Below are 16,454 nucleotides of genomic sequence, written 5' to 3' on the forward strand. Positions count from 1 at the left end.
GAACGGAGGGGTGGCTTCGCTGTTCTTTGGGCAGCTGATCGTCCTCCGATGCAGGATCACGCCTTCTCCAACCTCTCCGTCATCTTGCGGATCCGGTCCTCCAACTGCTCGCTGGTGAGCTTCTCTCGCAGCCGATCCACCAAAATGGGGAAGGCGAAGGGTGTGAAGCGGCCCGGGTCTTTCAGCACGATGCGTTGGCGACCGATGCGCTCCAGCGCTTCACGCATGCGCGGCAGTTCCATCTGCACATCGAAGGCCTCGTCGTAGGCCTGGCGCAGCAGCAGGTGCTCGGGCTCGTGCTCGCGGAACACATCGAAGAAGAGGCCGCTGTGGGCGCGCATGTGCCGCTCCTTCAGCTGGCGACCGGGCATGCCCTTGAACACCAGCCCGGCGATGCTGGCGATGTCGCGGAACTTGCGCTTGGCCATCTCGGTGGCGTTGAGGCTGCGCTGCAGGTCGCTCAGCAGGTCCTGCGGACTGAAGAGGTCGTTGTCCAGCGCCTCTTCGATGGGGATGGGCTGGTCGCTCAGCAGCTCGAAGCCGTAGTCGTTCATGGCGATGCTGAAGGTGATCGGCCTCAGCAGGCTCATGCGGAAGGCGAGGAGCGAGCCCATGGCCTCGTGCACCAGCCGCCCTTCGAAGGGGTAGATCACCGCATGGTGCCCCTCGCGGCTCTCGAAGCGCTCGATGAGCAGCTCGTCCCCGGTAGGCACGATGCTCGTTTCGCGCTGGCGCGCCAAGATGGGCTGCACGGCGGCCATCTCCGCGTTCCCTTCCCCCGCGGTGAGCTGGGTGCGCAGCACCTTGGCCATGTAGCTGCTCAAGGGCATGCGTCCGCCCTGCCAGCTGGGGATCTTGCCCTTCTTCTCGCGGCTCTTGCGCACCTGCGCCACCAGCCCGTGCACGCGCACGAACTCCAGGCTGCGCCCTGCGAACCAGAACACATCGCCCGGCTTCAGCTGGTTGATGAACCATTCCTCCACCGTGCCGATGCGCCCGCCGCCGATGAGCTTCACGGCATAGCTCTCGCTGCCCACGATGGTGCCGATGCTCAGCTTGTGCCGCAGCGCCACGCGCCGGTCGTGCACGCGGACCATGCCATCTTCATCCACCACGGCCTTGCGGAACTCATCGTAGGCCGTGAGGCTCTTGCCACCCGTGGTGATGAACGTGAGCAGCCGGTCCCACTCCTCAAGCGCGATATCCTGGAAGCACCAGGTGGAGCGCACCTCCTCGTACAGCGCGGCGGGGGAGAAGCCGTCGCTCACGGCCAGCGTCACCAGGTATTGCGCCAGCACGTCGAAGCAGCGGAAGAGCGGCTGCCGGGCCTCGATGCTGCCCTCGTCGGCGGCCTGGCGCAGCGCTGCGGCCTCGACCAGTTCCAGCGTGTGGGTGGGGAGGAACCAGATGCGGCTCACGGCATCGGGGCGGTGACCGCTGCGACCGGCGCGTTGCACGAAGCGCGCTACGCCCTTCGGCCCGCCCACCTGCACCACGGTCTCCACCGGACGGAAATCCACGCCCAGGTCGAGGCTGCTGGTGCACACCACAGCCTTCAATCGGCCTTCGTCCAGCGCTTTTTCGACCCATTCGCGCACATCGCGGTCGAGGCTGCCGTGGTGCAGGGCGATGGTGCCCGCCAGCTCCGGTGCGATGTCCAGCAGGTGGTGGTACCAGATCTCGCTTTGCGCGCGGGTGTTGGTGAAGATCAGTGTGCTGGTGCTCTGCTCAAGGATGGGCAGCAGCCGGTGCGCCAGCTTCAGGCCCAGATGCCCGGCCCAGGGGTACCGCTCCACCTCCTCGGGGATGATGCTGCGGACCTCGATGGGCTTCTTGATGGTCGATCGCACCAATACCGGCGTAGGTCGACCCGGCCCGCCTTCGCCACGGCTTCGGCGGGCGATGGGGTCGACACTACGGGTGCGATCCATGATGTCGGCGCCATGCAGGACCGTCATCGCCTCCTCGAGGTTCCCGATCGTCGCGCTGATGCCCCAGATGCCCAGCTGAGGGCGCAGGGCTTTCAATCTGCTCAGGGCCAGCTCCACTTGCACGCCGCGCTTGCTGCCCAGCAGCTCATGCCACTCGTCGGCGATGAACCAATCGAGGTGCTTGAAGAGGTCCGCGTAGCCCTTGGTGGCCAGCAGCACGTGCAGGCTTTCGGGCGTGGTGACGAGCAGCTGGGGCAGGGCCTTCTTCTGCGCCGCGCGTTCCTTGGTACTGGTGTCTCCGGTGCGCGCGCCCACCTTCCAATCCAGCTCCACACCATCGCACATCCGCTGGGCGCTCTCCGCGATCTCGCCGGCCAGGGCGCGCAGCGGGGTGATCCAAAGGGCGCGCAGGCCCCGGGCATTCGAACCGTTCAATAGCGCGTGGTTGGCCACACCACCCCACACGGCATAGGTCTTTCCGGTCCCGGTGGGCGCGTTCAGCAGGCCGCTGCGGCCCTCGGCCATGTGCGCCCACACTGCGCGCTGGAAGTGCTGTGCGGTCCACCCTTGGGTGCTGAACCACTCGGTAAGCCGCGTTGAAGGCGTGCTCATCGGATCATGCCCTTCAGATCTTCCAGGGTGTTCGCGTCCTGCGGCTTCTTGTCCTTCCGCCAGCGTGCGATGCGCGGGAACCTTACGGCCACGCCGCTCTTGTGGCGCGTACTAGGGCTGATGCCCTCGAAGGCGATCTCGAACACCAGTTCGGCCTTCACCTGCCGCACGGGACCGAAGCGCTCCAGCGTGTTCTTCTTCACGAAGGCGTCCACCTCCAGCATCTCGGCGTCGGTGAGGCCGCTGTACGCCTTGGCGAAGGTGACGAGTTGCCCACTGTGCCAAAGGCCGAAGGTGTGGTCGGTGTACAGGTCGGCACGGCGGCCGTGGCCCTGCATACTGAAGGTGAGCACGGCATCGATGCTCAGCGGGTCGACCTTCCACTTCCACCAGTCGCCACGACGACGGCCCACCTCGTAGCTGCTGCTGAGCCGCTTCAGCATCAATCCCTCGATGCTGGTCGCGCGGGCATGCTCGCGGTGCGCGACGATGTCCTCCCAGGAGGTGAAGGGGAGGGTGGGCGAGAGCGTGAGCATCGGGTGCTGTGCGGCGGCCACGATGCCGTCAAGCAGTTGGCGCCGTTCGCTCAAGGGCCGCTGACGGATATCGGCGCCGGCATGCTCCATCAGGTCGTAGGCCATGAAGATCACCGGTATATCGGCCAGCAGCTTCTTGCCCACGCTCTTCCGTCCGATGCGCTTCTGCAGCTCGGCGAAGGGCAGCGCCGTGCCATCCTTCCAGGCCAGCAGTTCGCCATCGAGCACGGTGCCATCGGGCAAGGCCTTCCGCAAGGCTTCCAGTTCCGGGTACTTGTCGGTAACGAGCTCCTCGCCCCGGCTCCACACGTAAAGCTGGCCGCCGCGCACGATCAGCTGCCCACGGATGCCGTCCCACTTGTGCTCGGCCTGCCAATTGCGCGGATCACCCAGCGGCAGCAGGTCCTGCAGCCCGGCACCGGCGGCCGTGCCTTCGGGTCCATCGATGCCGTAGGCGAGGTAGAAGGGGTAGGGGCGGCTGTGGTCGTCGCCATCGTTGGCCCCATGCACCAAGCCGTGGAAGGTGATGTGGTGCGGGCTCCAGTCGCCCATGAGCCGGTGCGCCAGGGTGTCCTCGTTCACGCCGGTGGCCTTGCTCAAGCCCTTCACCATCACCTTCTGGCTCACCCCGATCCGGAACCCGCCGGTGATGATCTTGTTGAACACGAAGAGCTCCATGCCTTCCAGTCCTGCCCATGCGGCCTTCACCCGCGCGGCCTTCTCCGCTTCCGGCAGGTCCTTCAGCTCTTCGACATAGCGTACCCAATCCGCCAGCGAACGCTCCACCCGTTGCTCCAGCTTCGCGATGTGCGTCACGGTCTCGGCGAAGTCGCCCACCACGTGGTAACTGGCCTCGAACAGCCAGTCGGGGATGCCGCTCACCTCCGCGGCCCACTGGCGCAGTTGCGTGCTCGTCACCGGCCGCTTGGGCCGCCGCCCGCTGAGCAGCGCGATCACCCACAGCTTGTCCACGTCCTCCGCCGCACGGAAATATGCGGCCAGCGCCTCCACCTTGGAGGTGGTGGACGTGGTCGCGTCCAACGCATCGAACAGCGCTGCCTCCCGGTTCATGGTGTGGTTGTTCCGGGTCGACCCGGCGGGTCGACGCTACGCGCGCCATCTGGGAGATCAGCACCCTGTTCTGAGCCGGCCTCACCTGCGAACTCCGTGGATTCTGCGGTCGCGTCCATTCCCACGCTGCAGAGGTATTGGCTGAACAGCTCCGTGTATCCGTGGGTCGCGATCACACGCTCGGCACCGCTCTCCTTCACCGCCAGCAGCAGCGCATCCCAGTCGGCGTGGTCGCTGAGCACGAAGCCCCGGTCGATGTTGCTGCGGCGCCGCCAGCCGCGCAACTGCATCCATCCACTGGCCATGGCGGTGCTGTAGGGCTTCATCCGGTTCGTCCAGGGCGTGTCGAGGGCTGAACCGGGCGTGATGACCAGTGCGTTGCGGAAGCGCTCCTTCGGCGTGTCCTTGGTGATGTGCTCCCAGGCGGGCAGCTCTAAGCCGCATTGCTGCAAGACGATGTTCATGTTGGCCACCGCGCCATGCACCAGGATGGGACCGATGCTCCGGTCCACGCTCGTCATCACGCGCTGGGCCTTGCCCAGGCTGTAGGCGCTGATCACGGAGCACACGCCGTTGGCCGCATTGACACGCCACCAGGCGTTGATCTCGGCGAACACGTCCACCGGCTCCTTCCATCGATAGATCGGCAGTCCGAAGGTGCATTCTGTGATGAAGGTGTGGCAGCGCACGGGGTCGAAGGCATCGCTGATGCCGTCCGGATGGCGCTTGTGGTCGCCAGTGGTCACCCACACCTCGCCCTTATACTCCACCCGCACCTGCATGCTGCCGGGGATGTGGCCGGCCGGGTGCAGGGAGAACTTCACTCCATTGATGGTACCCGTCTGGCCGGGTCGCAGCGTGTCGATGCGCAGGTCATCGCCAAGGCGGGCGTGCATCAGGGCCTTGGTGATGGGAGAGGCGAGGTAGTGCCGGCTGCCCCGCCGGGCATGGTCGCTGTGGGCGTGGGTGATGATGGCCCGGTCCACCGGCCGCCACGGGTCGATGAACACATCGGCCTGCTCACACCGGATCCCGGAAGGTGAGAAGGACAACAACGGCGTCGAAGCCATGGTCACAAGGTATCGGGCTGAACTGCGGGTTCAGCGACCTGAACGCCGACGATCACGTACTTTTCGGATCATGCCCGCCGCGAACGAACGTGTTTGCTTGGAATGTGGGGAGCGCATCGTTGGGCGCTTGGACAAGCGCTTTTGCTCTGATGCCTGCCGGAATCAGTATCACTACCAAGCCAACAACGCCCCCATCAATTATGTGCGCAACGTGGTGAATGCCTTGAAGCGGAACAGGAGGGTATTGAGCGAACTGAACACGGGACCCGAAGGAAAGACGCGCGTTCACCGCGACAAGCTCATCGAGCGCGGCTTCAACTTCATGTACCACACCAACGTGCATCGCACGAAGGCAGGCAACACCTACGTGTTCTGCTTCGAGCAGGGCTACCTCGACCTTGGGGAGAACTGGTTCATGCTCGTCCGTCGGGACGAGTACCTGGCGCGCTCGGGCGATCTGGGCTCCTAGCTCGCCGCCCAGATCATCAGCACGATGCTGACCAGGATCATCAAGGCCAGTACGACAGGCCCGCCGATCTCGTTCTGCTCCGCCTCTTCAGGGAAATGCCCTTCGTGATGATGGTCGCTCATGGTGTGGCTGATGCGGCAAATATAGGATCGGCTGGATGTCGTGCGATGATACCAGGTGCGCGGACCGATCCCGCATCGACCGGGCACTCTGCTGACCACCCCGATATGCGCGGTCAGCGTTCTGCGGTTCCTCGACCGGGTGGGTCGACCAACCAGCACACACGGTCAAGGGCAGAGCACAATACCTCGAACGCACGGCACCGTGCAACGGTCATGTCCGGGACATGCTACAACGAACGCCCGGCTACGCCGCACCTACGGCCACTCGCAGCGCCCTAGGCCCTTGACCTCAGTTGAGGCTGAACGTAGGCTGGCGCAGGACCATCCGGGCGATGACGGCGCTTTCGTTGCGGCGCATGCGGGAGACCAACGCCAGGACCTGTTCATCCAGCTCACGGTCGGTGAGCTTGGTGAGGTCCTTATAGACCGGCAGGCTGCTGCGGCTCTTGAGGATCAACGCTATTTTGTAAGCGCGCGACATGGTTCCTCTCGCTAGACGCAGGCCTGGTCACAAGGGATGCCTCTCGGAAGCCGGAAAATCGCGTTGTTCGACGAACGGTGGCGGACACCCAGCCACCGGCACGGTTAGAACCCGCTGCGCGCGAGGAGGTTGTCCGTGTAGTGGAGCTGGCATGGAAGCCCCGGCCACCGCCCGACCTCGTCCGTATGGGGTCCGCTTTCCACCACCCGGACCGCTCAGGAACGATCGACACCGGCTGGGGTCGATCACCCGTTCCGGGCGGGCCAGGAGAACAGCAAGCCTGCGCTCGATACCGCTTCGCGAGGTCAGCCCCCCAGCCGGACCTGGTCCTGCGTAGTGTGGCGCGGCCGGGAACGAAAAAGCCCCGGTGACTTCGTCACCAGGGCTTGGTCTGGTCGGGGTGAGTGGATTCGAACCACCGGCCTCTACGTCCCGAACGTAGCGCTCTAACCGGGCTGAGCTACACCCCGTAGCTCCATGTTCCGGGAGGGGTCCCGGTCGATGAGGGCGGCAAATATAGGTGGTGGCCGATCAGGCGTCGAACTTGTATCCGATGCCTTTGATCGTGCGGATGCGATCCTCGCCGATCTTCTCACGCAGCTTGCGGATGTGCACATCGATCGTGCGGTCCCCGACGAACAGCTCCGTACCCCAGATGTGCGCGTAGATCTCCTCCCGCTTGAACACCTTGCCGGGCTTGCTCATCAGCAGCACCAGCAGCTCGAACTCCTTCTTGGGCAGCTGCAGCTCTTCGGAGCCTTTGAACACGAGCACCTTTTCCAGATCGACCCGGATGCCGTTGGCTTCGAGCATCTGCCCCTCGTTGCGGTCGCCCGGGCTGCGCTTCAGCAGCGCCTTCACCTTGCTGACGAACACCTTCGGTCGCACCGGCTTGGTGATGTAGTCGTCCGCCCCGGCCTCGAACCCTGCGATCTGGCTGTAGTCCTCGCCGCGGGCGGTGAGGAACGTGATCAGCGCGTGCTTCATGTCCGGCATCTGGCGCAATTGATTGCACACCTCGACGCCGTCCATACCGGGCATCATGATGTCCAGCACCACCAGGTCCGGCCGCTCGGCCTTGGCGATCCGCAGCGCGTCCTTGCCGTTCTGAGCGGTGGCCACCCGATAGCCTTCGCGTTCCAGATTGTACCGGAGCAGCTCCAGGATGTCCGGTTCATCGTCCACCAGTAGCACCTTGGGTGCAAGGGTTCCCGCCATGTTCACGTTCGTCGGCTGCAAAGCAAGGAGGGCTATAGGGGTGTGACGTTAAGGGCCTGTCAAAATTAGGTTAAGGTCCACCAGACGGCAGGAGGTCACCATGGACATGGTCGATCTATCTTCGCCGCCCAAGCGCGTTGCCGTCGGCAGGAGCGCATGGCAAGAGCGCGGGAGTAGCTCAGTTGGTAGAGCATCAGCTTCCCAAGCTGAGGGTCGCGGGTTCGAATCCCGTTTCCCGCTCGAGAAGAGGTCCGGCCCAGCGCCGGACCTTTTCGTTGCGGCCAACGCGCCGCGGCCGATATTTGGCGCCCCATGACCCGCGGCCGTCCACGCTCGAACCCCACCCTGCGTGTGGCCGAGCTCTTCGCAGGGGTGGGCGGGTTCCGACTGGGACTGGAGCGGGCCGGTGGCTACCAGATCGTGTACAGCAACCAATGGGAGCCCGGACGCAGGAAGCAGCACGCTTCGTCCGTTTATGTGGAGCGGTTCGGCGCGGACCATCACGACAATCGGGACATCGCGTCGGTGCCGGTGGAGGACGTCCCCGACCATGACGTGCTCGTGGGCGGCTTCCCCTGCCAGGACTACTCGGTGGCCAGCACCCTTCGCAACGCCCGCGGCCTGGTGGGACGCAAAGGGGTCCTGTGGTGGCAGATCCACCGCCTGCTGCGCGATCATCGGCATCCGCCGGCCCATCTCGTCCTGGAGAACGTGGACCGGCTGCTGAGCTCACCGGCCGGACAACGCGGACGTGACCTGGCCGTGATGCTGAGCTCCCTCTGGGGGCTGGGATATGCGGTGGAGTGGCGGGTGATCAACGCGGCGGACTATGGCATGCCCCAGCGACGGAGGCGGATGTTCCTGGTGGGTCATCGCATCGAGCGGATGAGCGGAATGACAGCCGAGTTGCTGCAGGACCATGGGGTACTGGCCGGTGCGTTCCCGTTCGCGCTGAAGCGTCAAGGCACGGCCATCCGGTTGGAGGCCGATCTCCGGAAGCTGTCCGACCGGTTCAACCGTGACGGGCGCAGATCGCCTTTCGGAAATGCCGGTGTGATGGTGAACGGCCTGGTGCTGACCCGGGATGTAAGCCCTGTGCACACTGGGCCGGCCACTACGTTGGGGGACATCCTTCAACCGGAAAAGGACGTGCCGGCCGCCTTTCGGACCCCACGCGGTGAACTGAAACGCTGGCGATACCTCAAAGGGGCCAAACGCGAGGCCCGGAAAGTGTCGCGCAACGGGTTCGCCTATCACTATAGCGAAGGCGCCATGGCGTTCCCCGACCCCTTGGACAAGCCCGGCCGCACCGTGGTCACCGGCGAAGGCGGCAAAGCGCCCTCGAGGTTCAAGCACGTCGTGTCCGTGGACGGCAGACGCTTCCGCCGATTGACCCCGATCGAGCTGGAGCGGTTGAACATGTTCCCGGACGACCATACGGCCGGGACACCGGACACCTGGCGGGCCTTCTTCATGGGCAACGCCCTGGTGGTGGGCATCGTCGAACGCATCGGCCGGGCCTTAACGGTATTTCACATCAGCGGCGAACGATGAGCCACCGGACCACGTTGTTCAGGGCGATGCGAGCCCCGATCACCTTGGCATTCACCCTGGTCTGCATCTGTGCCTGCCAGGGAGGATCACGATCCACTGACCAACACACCATGACGACCGACCTGGATCCCTCATCGAACGCCACGAACACGGATACCGCCGTCCTCGGCGCCGGCTGTTTCTGGTGCGTGGAAGCCGTATTCACCGAGCTGGATGGCGTGCTCGAAGTGACCAGTGGCTACACCGGAGGGCACGTGAAGAACCCGGGCTACAAGGAAGTTTGCGCCGGCACCACTGGCCACGCCGAAGTCGCCCGGATCGTGTTCGACCCAGGGCGGATCACGTTCGACGAACTGCTGGAGGTGTTCTGGCAGACGCACGATCCGACGACCCTGAATCGACAGGGCGCCGACATCGGCGCTCAGTACCGGTCCGCTGTGTTCGCCACCTCCGTCGCACAGCGAGAGCTGGCTGAGGCCTACAAGGCCAAGCTGAACGCCAGTGGTGCGTTCCCAGCCCCCATCGTCACGGAGATCACGGAGCTCACGACCTTTTACCCGGCCGAGGACCACCATCAGAATTACTACGCCCAGAACGGCGAGCAGGGTTATTGCCAGCTGGTGATCCGACCCAAGCTGGAGAAGTTCCGCAAGGTGTTCGCCGAGAAGCTCAAACCCTGAGGGGCTACCTTGCGGCCATGCGCCGTTCGTTCCCTCTGGCCCTTCTGAGTTGGATCTTGCTTTCCGGGGTGGCCCAGGCCCAGAACCTGGTCCCGAACGGTGGTTTTGAGTCCGTGAAAGGCAAGGTGTCGGCCGTGGACCAGATCGGCCGGGCGGTGGGTTGGGGCGCGGTCACCCTGGGTTTCGCGGACCTCTTCACCCGCGACGCGGGCCATCCGGACGTGGCGGTGCCAGGGAACCTGTACGGCAGCATCGAGCCGGTGGAGGGGGACCGCTACGCTGGCCTTTTCGCCTGGAAGGACGACGGTCGGTTCAACGCGTATGACGAAGGGCGGCAGGACCCCTTCGCACCCGGGTGGAACGTGTATGCCGAGTACATCCAGATCGAGCTGACGCGCCCTTTGACCGCAGGGGAACAGGTGCGCGTGCGGTTCATGGCGGCACTGGCCCCCATGAGCGACCGTGCGGTGAGCGGACTTGGGGCATACTGCTCACCAGTGGCGCTGCATGGTGACCATCGCCGCTTCCTGCAGGAGAAAGCCCAAGTGGCCTCCACCGCGGTCCTGGACCAGCGTGGCTCATGGGTGGAGGTGAGCGGTACGTTCGAGGCGGACGGTGGTGAGCGCCATCTGGTGATCGGCACTTTCCCTTATGTGGGCTTCGAGGCGGTCCGTCAGGTGGAAGGGCCGGACAACAAGTACGCCTACTACTTCATCGACGCCGTCAGCGTGGAACCGGTCATCAACTGACCATTGTTGGTCCCCATTTGAACCGTCCGGTTACATTTGCGGCGCTGGAATGCCTCACTAGGGGCTTTGCCAAGCGCACCAATCCGAACACCATGAAGTTGCACTACTCCATGTTCCTGGCCCCGGCCCTGCTGTCGTTGCAGGCGGTGGCCCAGACCGGCCCGAACCTGGTGAAGAACCCGGGCTTCGAAGAAACGACCGGGACGGTGAAGACCTGGGACCAGCTCCATCTGGCCGCTGGTTGGACGAACGCCAACGCCGGTTCCGCCGACCTCTTCAACAAGGACGCCTGCTATGTGGGCGTTCCCGACAACGACCTGGGAAGCACCGGGGCGTTCGAGGGCGAACGCTATGCCGGATTCGTGGCCTACAAGGATGACCAGCGCCGCAATTGGAAGCGTGTGATGGACCACAATGAAGGTCCCTTCCGCCCGGCCTTTCAGAGCTATAGCGAATACCTGCAGCAGGAACTGACCAGCCCGCTGACGGCCGGCCAGGAGTACGACGTGGTGCTGCGCGTGAAACTGGCGAGCAACAGCGACCGGGCGGTGAGCCATGTCGGTGCTTACTTCTCACCGGTGCAGCTGGCCTACAACCACCGGCACTTCATCACCGAGAAGGCGCAGGTGTCCAGCGCCGACATGGTGTCGGACAAGCAGAACTGGACGGAAGTGAAGGGCAGCTTCGTGGCCGATGGCACCGAGAAGTTCATCGTCATCGGTGCGTTCCCCGCCGCGGGCATGGACAAGACCAAGGCCGTTGAGGGCGGTGACAGCCAGCGCGCCTATTACTACATCGATGGCGTGAGCCTGACGGTTCATCCTGAGCCGGACACCGATGGCGACGGCGTGATCGACAAGGAGGACAAGTGTCCGCAGGAGCCAGGCCTGCCCACCCTGGGTGGTTGCCCGGACCGCGATGGGGACGGGATCACCGACAAACTGGATGCCTGCCCGGACGCTGCCGGACCCGCCGACAAGCAGGGTTGCCCGGACCGCGATGGTGATGGCATCACGGACAACGTCGACCGTTGCCCCGATGTGGCCGGTGTGGCCAGCATGAAGGGCTGCCCTGAACTGAAGGAGGAGACCAAGAAGCTCTTCGAGAAAGCCCTGACCGGCGTGAAGTTCGAGAGCGGCAAGAGCGTGATCAAGAAGGAAAGCTTCGCCATCCTTGACCAAGTGGTGAAGGTCATGTCCGAGAACCCCAGCTACAACCTGGAGATCCACGGGCACACCGATGACCAGGGCGACGACGCCAAGAACATGAAGCTGAGCGACGACCGGGCCGCCGCCGTGAAGAAGTACCTCACGGACAAAGGTGTCTCTGGTGAGCGCACCCGCAGCTTCGGCCACGGTGAGACCCAGCCCATCGAGGACAACAAGACCGCCGCCGGCCGTGCCAAGAACCGCCGGGTGGAATTCAAGGTGGTGTTCTGGGAGTGATCCTTGGAGCGACGATCGTGAAGAAGGGAGAGGCGACGCCTCTCCCTTCTTCGTTCGTAGTGATCGGTGTCACCGAAGGGCGGGTCTGGCGGTCCCATCTTTGTCCCGCATGAAAAAGGGTCAGAAGCTCTACAGCATCCTCCGGTCCAAGTGCCCGCATTGCCACGAAGGCGCCTTCTTCGAGAACGACAACCCGTTCGCGTTCAGCAAGCTGGGGGAAGTGCGGAAGAGCTGTCCGGCCTGCGGCCGCAGCTACCACCGGGAGGTGGGGTTCTACTACGGGGCCATGTACGTGAGCTACGCTCTGGCAGTGGCCACATTCGTTACCGTCTATGTGGCCGTCATCGTGCTGTTCCCATCGGCGAGCGCCGGCGTGCTCGTGGCCGCCGTGCTGGGCTCCCTCGTGGTGTTGGGGCCCGTGCTCTACGCGTTGAGCAAGATCATCTGGGCCAACCTGTTCTACAGCTACCAGGGGCCGGCCGCAGCTTCGCCCGGGGCCAAGGCAAGTGACCGCTGATCACGGAAGCGGCTCCGCCTCGTTCGGGTCGGCCACGAAATCCATGGCGATCACGACCCACTGGTATGGCAGTTTCTTACCATAGGCACCGATGTCGGTGCAGCCCAACAGCTCCATCTCGTCCATCACCGCCTGGTCCGGGATCCGGTCCTGGATCGGCGGTCCCACCGGGGTCTCGGCGGGCACGAAGTCCACAAGGATCAGCGGTGCCGGGGTCTTCAGCGCCGACCGTACCTGCCGGAGGTAATTGATCCGATCCGGGATGGTCACGTAGGACTTGGCACAGAAGGCCATGTCCGCCTCACCGGGTGTCAATCCGGTCCCTTGCTGCACCAAACGCACTTCCAGCACATCAGGGCTTATCCCTTGGGCCTTGGCGCGTTGCTTGATCTGCTCCACCAGACCGGCATCCTGCTCCATGGCGATCACCCGGGCCCCCGCCTTCACCAGCTCGAACGCGTAGTAGCCATCGCCTGCGAACAGGTTGGCCACCCTGGTGCCCGCCACGTTCGGGATCAGGGTCCAAAGGACCTCGGGCTGCCGCCACGCCGCTTCCTGGGCCCACTGCCCGTTGTCGGCGGTCGATGTGGACGACCGGGAGGCGCTGACGTTCGTGCTTGTGTCAGTCGGCCGGGCGGTCGGTTCGCAGGCGGCCAGAACGAGGAGCAGAGCGGCGGATCCGGCCGCGGTGAGGTGGTTCATGAGCGGTGAGAAGACGCGCAAAAGTAGGGGCAGGCACCGGGCCGGGATCATTTTCCATGGAACGGATGCCCCCGGTTACTTTTGCGGCATGCCTGCGCTGGAGGAGGAGTTGAAGAGCCGGTTCGAGAGTGAGCAGCACAAGGCCCTGCTCAATGTCCTGTTCACGGCGAACTGGTTCAAGGGTGGCCATGCTCCGATCCTTGCCGCGCATGACCTGAGCCTGCAGCAGTACAACATCCTGCGCATCCTGCGCGGGGCGAAGGGCCGGATGAACATGCATCAGGTGAAGTGCAGGATGCTGGACCGGGCGCCGAACGCCACCCGGCTCACGGACAAGCTGATCACCAAGGGTCTGGTGGAGCGGGTCCGATGCGAGGAGGACCGTCGCGTGGTGTACGTGAGCATCACCACCAAGGGCCTGGACTTACTGGAGGAGGTGGACCTTGCCTTGCGTCCCGCGCTGGCCGAGAAGCACGCCCGGCTGTCCAAGGAGGACGCCCACACCCTGAACCGGATCCTCGACGACCTGCGCGGATGAACCCTTCGCGCACCAGCGCGTTCCTTGGTGCCTGAGCCCGTTCCCCATGGACCAGCCCCGTTCCTCCCTTGGCGTGCTTCCGGCCATCAGTGCGCGCTACAGTCCGCGCGCCTTCCTGGATCGACCGGTGACCGGTGACGAGCTCAGCCTGGTGCTGGAGGCCGCGCGATGGGCGCCCAGCAGCATGAACGAGCAACCGTGGCGCTTCCTGGTGACCCGCCGGGGCGAGGAAGGGCACGACCTTCTACTGGACGGCCTGAACCCGAGCAACCGGCTCTGGGCGGACAAGGCGCCGGTGCTGATGCTGGCCATGGCGCACCGCATCCTTCACCGCATCAGTGCCGAGAACCATCACGCGCGGCACGATCTGGGCGTGGCCGTGGGACAGCTGGGCGTGCAGGCGACCTCCATGGGGCTGGGCATGCACCAGCTTGGTGGATTCGACCCGGCAAAGACCCGGCAGGCCTTCGCGATCCCCGATGAACTGGACCTCGTGACCGTGATCGTGCTGGGCTGGCCGGGCCATCCGGACGACCTGCCCGAGCACCTCCAGCAGCGCGAGCGGGCACGCTCGCCACGACGAGATCTCACTGAGCTCGTGCACTACGGCCGGTTCGTTCGCTGAGCTACTTCCTGGCGGGTGGCTGCGGGATGGACCGCGACCACTTCTCCGCACCCTGGGTGTCGAAGGCCTGGATGGTGAGGATGCGCTGTCCCTTCGGGCCGGACACGTTCAGCGTGCAGAAGCCCCGTTCCTGCAACAGGGTGCCTTCCACCTGCAGGGCATTGGACGACGTGGGACCGTAGGTGCCTGACGTGAGCGGAGAGGCGGTCAGGTCCAGGATCCATCGTCCGTCGGGCAGGTCCATCCGGCTCAGTTCAGTGAAATGGCGATCACCGGTGAGGAACACCACGCCCGTGATCCCCTCGCGGTCAATGCGGTCCAGCAGCTCCCGCCGCTCCCGGGGGAAGGTGGCGTAGTTCTCGAAGTCGGGGGCGGTGCTCAGCACCTGCCCGCCCACGGCCACGAACTTGAAGGTGGCATCGCTGTATTTCAGCGCCCGGACCAGCCAGTCCAGCTGCCCGCGACCGAGCAGGGTGGCGCTGTCCGTGCGCAGGTCGGGCGGCACCCGGTAGGTGCGGTCGTCCATCAGGAAGAAGTCGGCGTCGGCATGGCTGAAGGCGGTGGTGATGCCATCCGGAGCGCCGGGCACGCCGCTTCCCGGATTCGGCCAGAACAGGTCGAAGGCCGAGCGCGCCATGCCCGCGTTCACGAAGCTGCCGTCCGCATCGTTCGGACCGAAGTCGTGGTCGTCCCAAGTGGCATAATGATGCGTGGCGCGCAGGAGCCGCTGCAGGGCCGGTTCGCTGCGGCTGTGCGTGTAGCGATGCAGAAAGCCGGACCACGTGCCCCAGTCCGGCTCACGCAGGTATATGTTGTCGCCGAGCCAGAGCATGAGGTCGGGGCGCTGTGCGGCGATGGCATTGAACACCGGATAGCCATCCCCGTATGGCTTGCCCGGCCGATCGTACGCTGGTTCGTTGATGTAGGCGCAGCTGCCCACGGCCAGGGTGAACGGCGGCGGATCGGTGCGCCATTTCCACAGCGGCTGCGTGCGGAACCGGAGGTCGGCGCCTTCATCCACCACGCGCCCGGCCACCAGCACCCGATAGCCATAGGTGGTGCCCGGCGTCACCTGGTCCATGCGGAACTCCAACGCATGGGCCCGATCGGGGTCACTGACCAGCTCGCGCGAGAGCAGTACGCTGTCCGGCCGGTCGATCGGCCAGTAGGCCAGTTGGGCGCGGCAGGCCTGCCGACATTGCAACCAGATGGTGGCTTCCAGATGATCGCTGTGGCCGGGCATGGGCCCGTTGATCAGCGGCTGGGCCGCCGAGGTGAGGGCTAGTACGGGAAGGGCGCAGCAGGGAAGGAGGCGCATGGGGCAAAGATGGGAACGGACCCTGCTCAAGGCTGACCGAAGTCGGTACGCCGGAGGTGATGAGCGTTTAGCTTTGACCGGAACCACAACCGCAACGGATGGACTTCAACCTGATCGAGGCGTGGCTTGACCTGAAGCGCCAGCTCCCCGAACTGCCCATCGAGGGCGTGGGGGCCAAATACATCTATCCCCTGTTCATCCTGCTGATGATCGGCGAGTACGTGCAGGCCCGGCACCTCTTCGACCTCAAGGAGAGCTGGGCAGGGGTGGTGATGGGCCTGGTGGCGACGCTGATCAAGGTGATCGCCAACGTGTTCGAGATCAGCATCATGCTCTTCCTGTTCTACTGGGCCGAGCCCTTCCGCGAGCAGTACCTGGGGTACGGCACGTTGGGTACGGCGTGGTACGTGTGGATCATCTGCCTGCTCTTCGACGACCACAACTTCTACTGGCACCACCGGATCGCGCACAACGTGCGCTTCCTCTGGGCCGCCCACCTGCCGCACCACTCGGGCAAGATGTTCAACCTGACGGTGAGCATCCGGAACGGCTGGTTCATCGAGTTCTTCAAGCCCATATACTGGATGTGGATGCCCTTGGTGGGCTTCGAGCCGATCATGATCGCCACCTGCCTCATCATCAATTCCTTCTACCAGTTCTTCCTGCACACCCAGCTGGTGCCCTCGCTCGGCTGGTACGAGAAGATCTTCAACACCCCCTGGATCCACGTGGTGCACCACAGCAGCAACACCGAGTACCTGGACCGCAACCATGGCGGCATCCTCGTGATCTGGGACAAGCTCTATGGAACCTGGC

15 protein-coding genes and 2 tRNA genes are annotated in these 16,454 nt (G+C 64.6%); 9 read left to right on the forward strand and 8 right to left on the reverse strand.

Translation table 11 applies throughout. The features are described from left to right. Positions 1-56: 56 nt before the first annotated feature. The 3 genes from IPJ87_05955 to IPJ87_05965 are packed head-to-tail and all read right to left on the reverse strand — an operon-like array spanning position 57 to position 5,220. Entirely contained in the window at positions 57-2,543 is a 2,487-nt protein-coding gene (locus tag IPJ87_05955) for a ligase-associated DNA damage response DEXH box helicase (protein MBK7941404.1), read from the reverse strand. After that, positions 2,540-4,150 carry an ATP-dependent DNA ligase gene (locus IPJ87_05960; GenBank protein MBK7941405.1) on the reverse strand — a complete coding sequence of 537 codons (1,611 nt, stop codon included), beginning with the start codon at positions 4,148-4,150 and terminating at the stop codon, positions 2,540-2,542. Before IPJ87_05960 ends, IPJ87_05955 begins: the two co-directional genes overlap by 4 nt. Then, the gene (locus IPJ87_05965) at positions 4,147-5,220 is read right to left on the reverse strand and encodes a ligase-associated DNA damage response exonuclease (GenBank protein MBK7941406.1); all 1,074 of its coding nucleotides are present in this window, start codon (positions 5,218-5,220) and stop codon (positions 4,147-4,149) included. Before IPJ87_05965 ends, IPJ87_05960 begins: the two co-directional genes overlap by 4 nt. A gap of 70 nt (positions 5,221-5,290) precedes the next feature. Here IPJ87_05965 and IPJ87_05970 point away from each other — a divergent pair, with 70 nt between their 5' ends. Next, positions 5,291-5,689, forward strand: coding sequence for a hypothetical protein (locus IPJ87_05970; protein ID MBK7941407.1), 399 nt, complete (start codon positions 5,291-5,293; stop codon positions 5,687-5,689). Between the two features lie 411 nt (positions 5,690-6,100). Here IPJ87_05970 and IPJ87_05975 read toward each other — a convergent pair whose 3' ends face one another. From IPJ87_05975 to IPJ87_05985, 3 genes are all read right to left on the reverse strand, one after another. Beyond that, positions 6,101-6,292 (reverse strand): hypothetical protein, encoded by a 192-nt coding sequence (locus tag IPJ87_05975; GenBank protein ID MBK7941408.1) that lies wholly within the window; start codon positions 6,290-6,292, stop codon positions 6,101-6,103. Positions 6,293-6,684: 392 nt separating this feature from the next. Continuing rightward, a tRNA-Pro gene (locus IPJ87_05980) sits at positions 6,685-6,762 on the reverse strand. Between the two features lie 61 nt (positions 6,763-6,823). Continuing rightward, positions 6,824-7,510 (reverse strand): response regulator transcription factor, encoded by a 687-nt coding sequence (locus IPJ87_05985; protein ID MBK7941409.1) that lies wholly within the window; start codon positions 7,508-7,510, stop codon positions 6,824-6,826. A gap of 167 nt (positions 7,511-7,677) precedes the next feature. Between IPJ87_05985 and IPJ87_05990 the strand changes: the two genes are divergently transcribed. From IPJ87_05990 to IPJ87_06015, 6 genes are all read left to right on the forward strand, one after another. Next, positions 7,678-7,750: transfer RNA gene (locus IPJ87_05990), tRNA-Gly, on the forward strand. Between the two features lie 72 nt (positions 7,751-7,822). Further along, positions 7,823-9,064 carry a DNA (cytosine-5-)-methyltransferase gene (dcm, locus tag IPJ87_05995; GenBank protein ID MBK7941410.1) on the forward strand — a complete coding sequence of 414 codons (1,242 nt, stop codon included), beginning with the start codon at positions 7,823-7,825 and terminating at the stop codon, positions 9,062-9,064. Positions 9,065-9,090: 26 nt separating this feature from the next. Beyond that, positions 9,091-9,744: a peptide-methionine (S)-S-oxide reductase MsrA gene (msrA, locus tag IPJ87_06000; protein MBK7941411.1), complete on the forward strand. Its 654-nt coding sequence runs from the start codon at positions 9,091-9,093 to the stop codon at positions 9,742-9,744. A 17-nt stretch (positions 9,745-9,761) separates the two neighbouring features. Then, complete coding sequence (locus IPJ87_06005; protein ID MBK7941412.1) at positions 9,762-10,493, forward strand: hypothetical protein; 732 nt, start codon at positions 9,762-9,764, stop codon at positions 10,491-10,493. 92 nt (positions 10,494-10,585) lie between these two features. Continuing rightward, on the forward strand, positions 10,586-11,938 hold the full coding sequence (locus IPJ87_06010; protein MBK7941413.1) for an OmpA family protein: 1,353 nt from the start codon (positions 10,586-10,588) through the stop codon (positions 11,936-11,938). A gap of 109 nt (positions 11,939-12,047) precedes the next feature. Beyond that, the gene (locus tag IPJ87_06015) at positions 12,048-12,455 is read left to right on the forward strand and encodes a DUF983 domain-containing protein (GenBank protein MBK7941414.1); all 408 of its coding nucleotides are present in this window, start codon (positions 12,048-12,050) and stop codon (positions 12,453-12,455) included. Here the strand turns inward: IPJ87_06015 and IPJ87_06020 are convergent, their stop codons facing one another. Further along, positions 12,456-13,157 carry a class I SAM-dependent methyltransferase gene (locus IPJ87_06020; GenBank protein ID MBK7941415.1) on the reverse strand — a complete coding sequence of 234 codons (702 nt, stop codon included), beginning with the start codon at positions 13,155-13,157 and terminating at the stop codon, positions 12,456-12,458. A gap of 88 nt (positions 13,158-13,245) precedes the next feature. Here IPJ87_06020 and IPJ87_06025 point away from each other — a divergent pair, with 88 nt between their 5' ends. Further along, a complete protein-coding gene (locus IPJ87_06025) occupies positions 13,246-13,695 on the forward strand; it encodes a MarR family transcriptional regulator (GenBank protein MBK7941416.1) in 450 nt (149 codons plus the stop codon). Positions 13,696-13,741: 46 nt separating this feature from the next. Then, entirely contained in the window at positions 13,742-14,320 is a 579-nt protein-coding gene (locus IPJ87_06030; protein ID MBK7941417.1) for a nitroreductase family protein, read from the forward strand. Position 14,321: 1 nt separating this feature from the next. Here IPJ87_06030 and IPJ87_06035 read toward each other — a convergent pair whose 3' ends face one another. Continuing rightward, positions 14,322-15,638, reverse strand: coding sequence for an alkaline phosphatase family protein (locus IPJ87_06035; GenBank protein ID MBK7941418.1), 1,317 nt, complete (start codon positions 15,636-15,638; stop codon positions 14,322-14,324). Positions 15,639-16,454: the final 816 nt, after the last annotated feature.

It is taken from the genome of Flavobacteriales bacterium (assembly GCA_016713875.1).
Classification (GTDB): domain Bacteria; phylum Bacteroidota; class Bacteroidia; order Flavobacteriales_F; family PHOS-HE28; genus PHOS-HE28.

Excerpts from the sequence above, each read along its gene's own strand:
- IPJ87_05955 (MBK7941404.1), bottom strand. The coding sequence starts at position 2,543 with ATGAGCACGCCTTCAACGCGGCTTACCGAGTGGTTCAGCACCCAAGGG.
- IPJ87_05960 (MBK7941405.1), bottom strand. The coding sequence starts at position 4,150 with ATGAACCGGGAGGCAGCGCTGTTCGATGCGTTGGACGCGACCACGTCC.
- IPJ87_05965 (MBK7941406.1), bottom strand. The coding sequence starts at position 5,220 with ATGGCTTCGACGCCGTTGTTGTCCTTCTCACCTTCCGGGATCCGGTGT.
- IPJ87_05970 (MBK7941407.1), top strand. The coding sequence starts at position 5,291 with ATGCCCGCCGCGAACGAACGTGTTTGCTTGGAATGTGGGGAGCGCATC.
- IPJ87_05975 (MBK7941408.1), bottom strand. The coding sequence starts at position 6,292 with ATGTCGCGCGCTTACAAAATAGCGTTGATCCTCAAGAGCCGCAGCAGC.
- IPJ87_05985 (MBK7941409.1), bottom strand. The coding sequence starts at position 7,510 with ATGGCGGGAACCCTTGCACCCAAGGTGCTACTGGTGGACGATGAACCG.
- dcm (MBK7941410.1), top strand. The coding sequence starts at position 7,823 with ATGACCCGCGGCCGTCCACGCTCGAACCCCACCCTGCGTGTGGCCGAG.
- msrA (MBK7941411.1), top strand. The coding sequence starts at position 9,091 with ATGCGAGCCCCGATCACCTTGGCATTCACCCTGGTCTGCATCTGTGCC.
- IPJ87_06005 (MBK7941412.1), top strand. The coding sequence starts at position 9,762 with ATGCGCCGTTCGTTCCCTCTGGCCCTTCTGAGTTGGATCTTGCTTTCC.
- IPJ87_06010 (MBK7941413.1), top strand. The coding sequence starts at position 10,586 with ATGAAGTTGCACTACTCCATGTTCCTGGCCCCGGCCCTGCTGTCGTTG.
- IPJ87_06015 (MBK7941414.1), top strand. The coding sequence starts at position 12,048 with ATGAAAAAGGGTCAGAAGCTCTACAGCATCCTCCGGTCCAAGTGCCCG.
- IPJ87_06020 (MBK7941415.1), bottom strand. The coding sequence starts at position 13,157 with ATGAACCACCTCACCGCGGCCGGATCCGCCGCTCTGCTCCTCGTTCTG.
- IPJ87_06025 (MBK7941416.1), top strand. The coding sequence starts at position 13,246 with ATGCCTGCGCTGGAGGAGGAGTTGAAGAGCCGGTTCGAGAGTGAGCAG.
- IPJ87_06030 (MBK7941417.1), top strand. The coding sequence starts at position 13,742 with ATGGACCAGCCCCGTTCCTCCCTTGGCGTGCTTCCGGCCATCAGTGCG.
- IPJ87_06035 (MBK7941418.1), bottom strand. The coding sequence starts at position 15,638 with ATGCGCCTCCTTCCCTGCTGCGCCCTTCCCGTACTAGCCCTCACCTCG.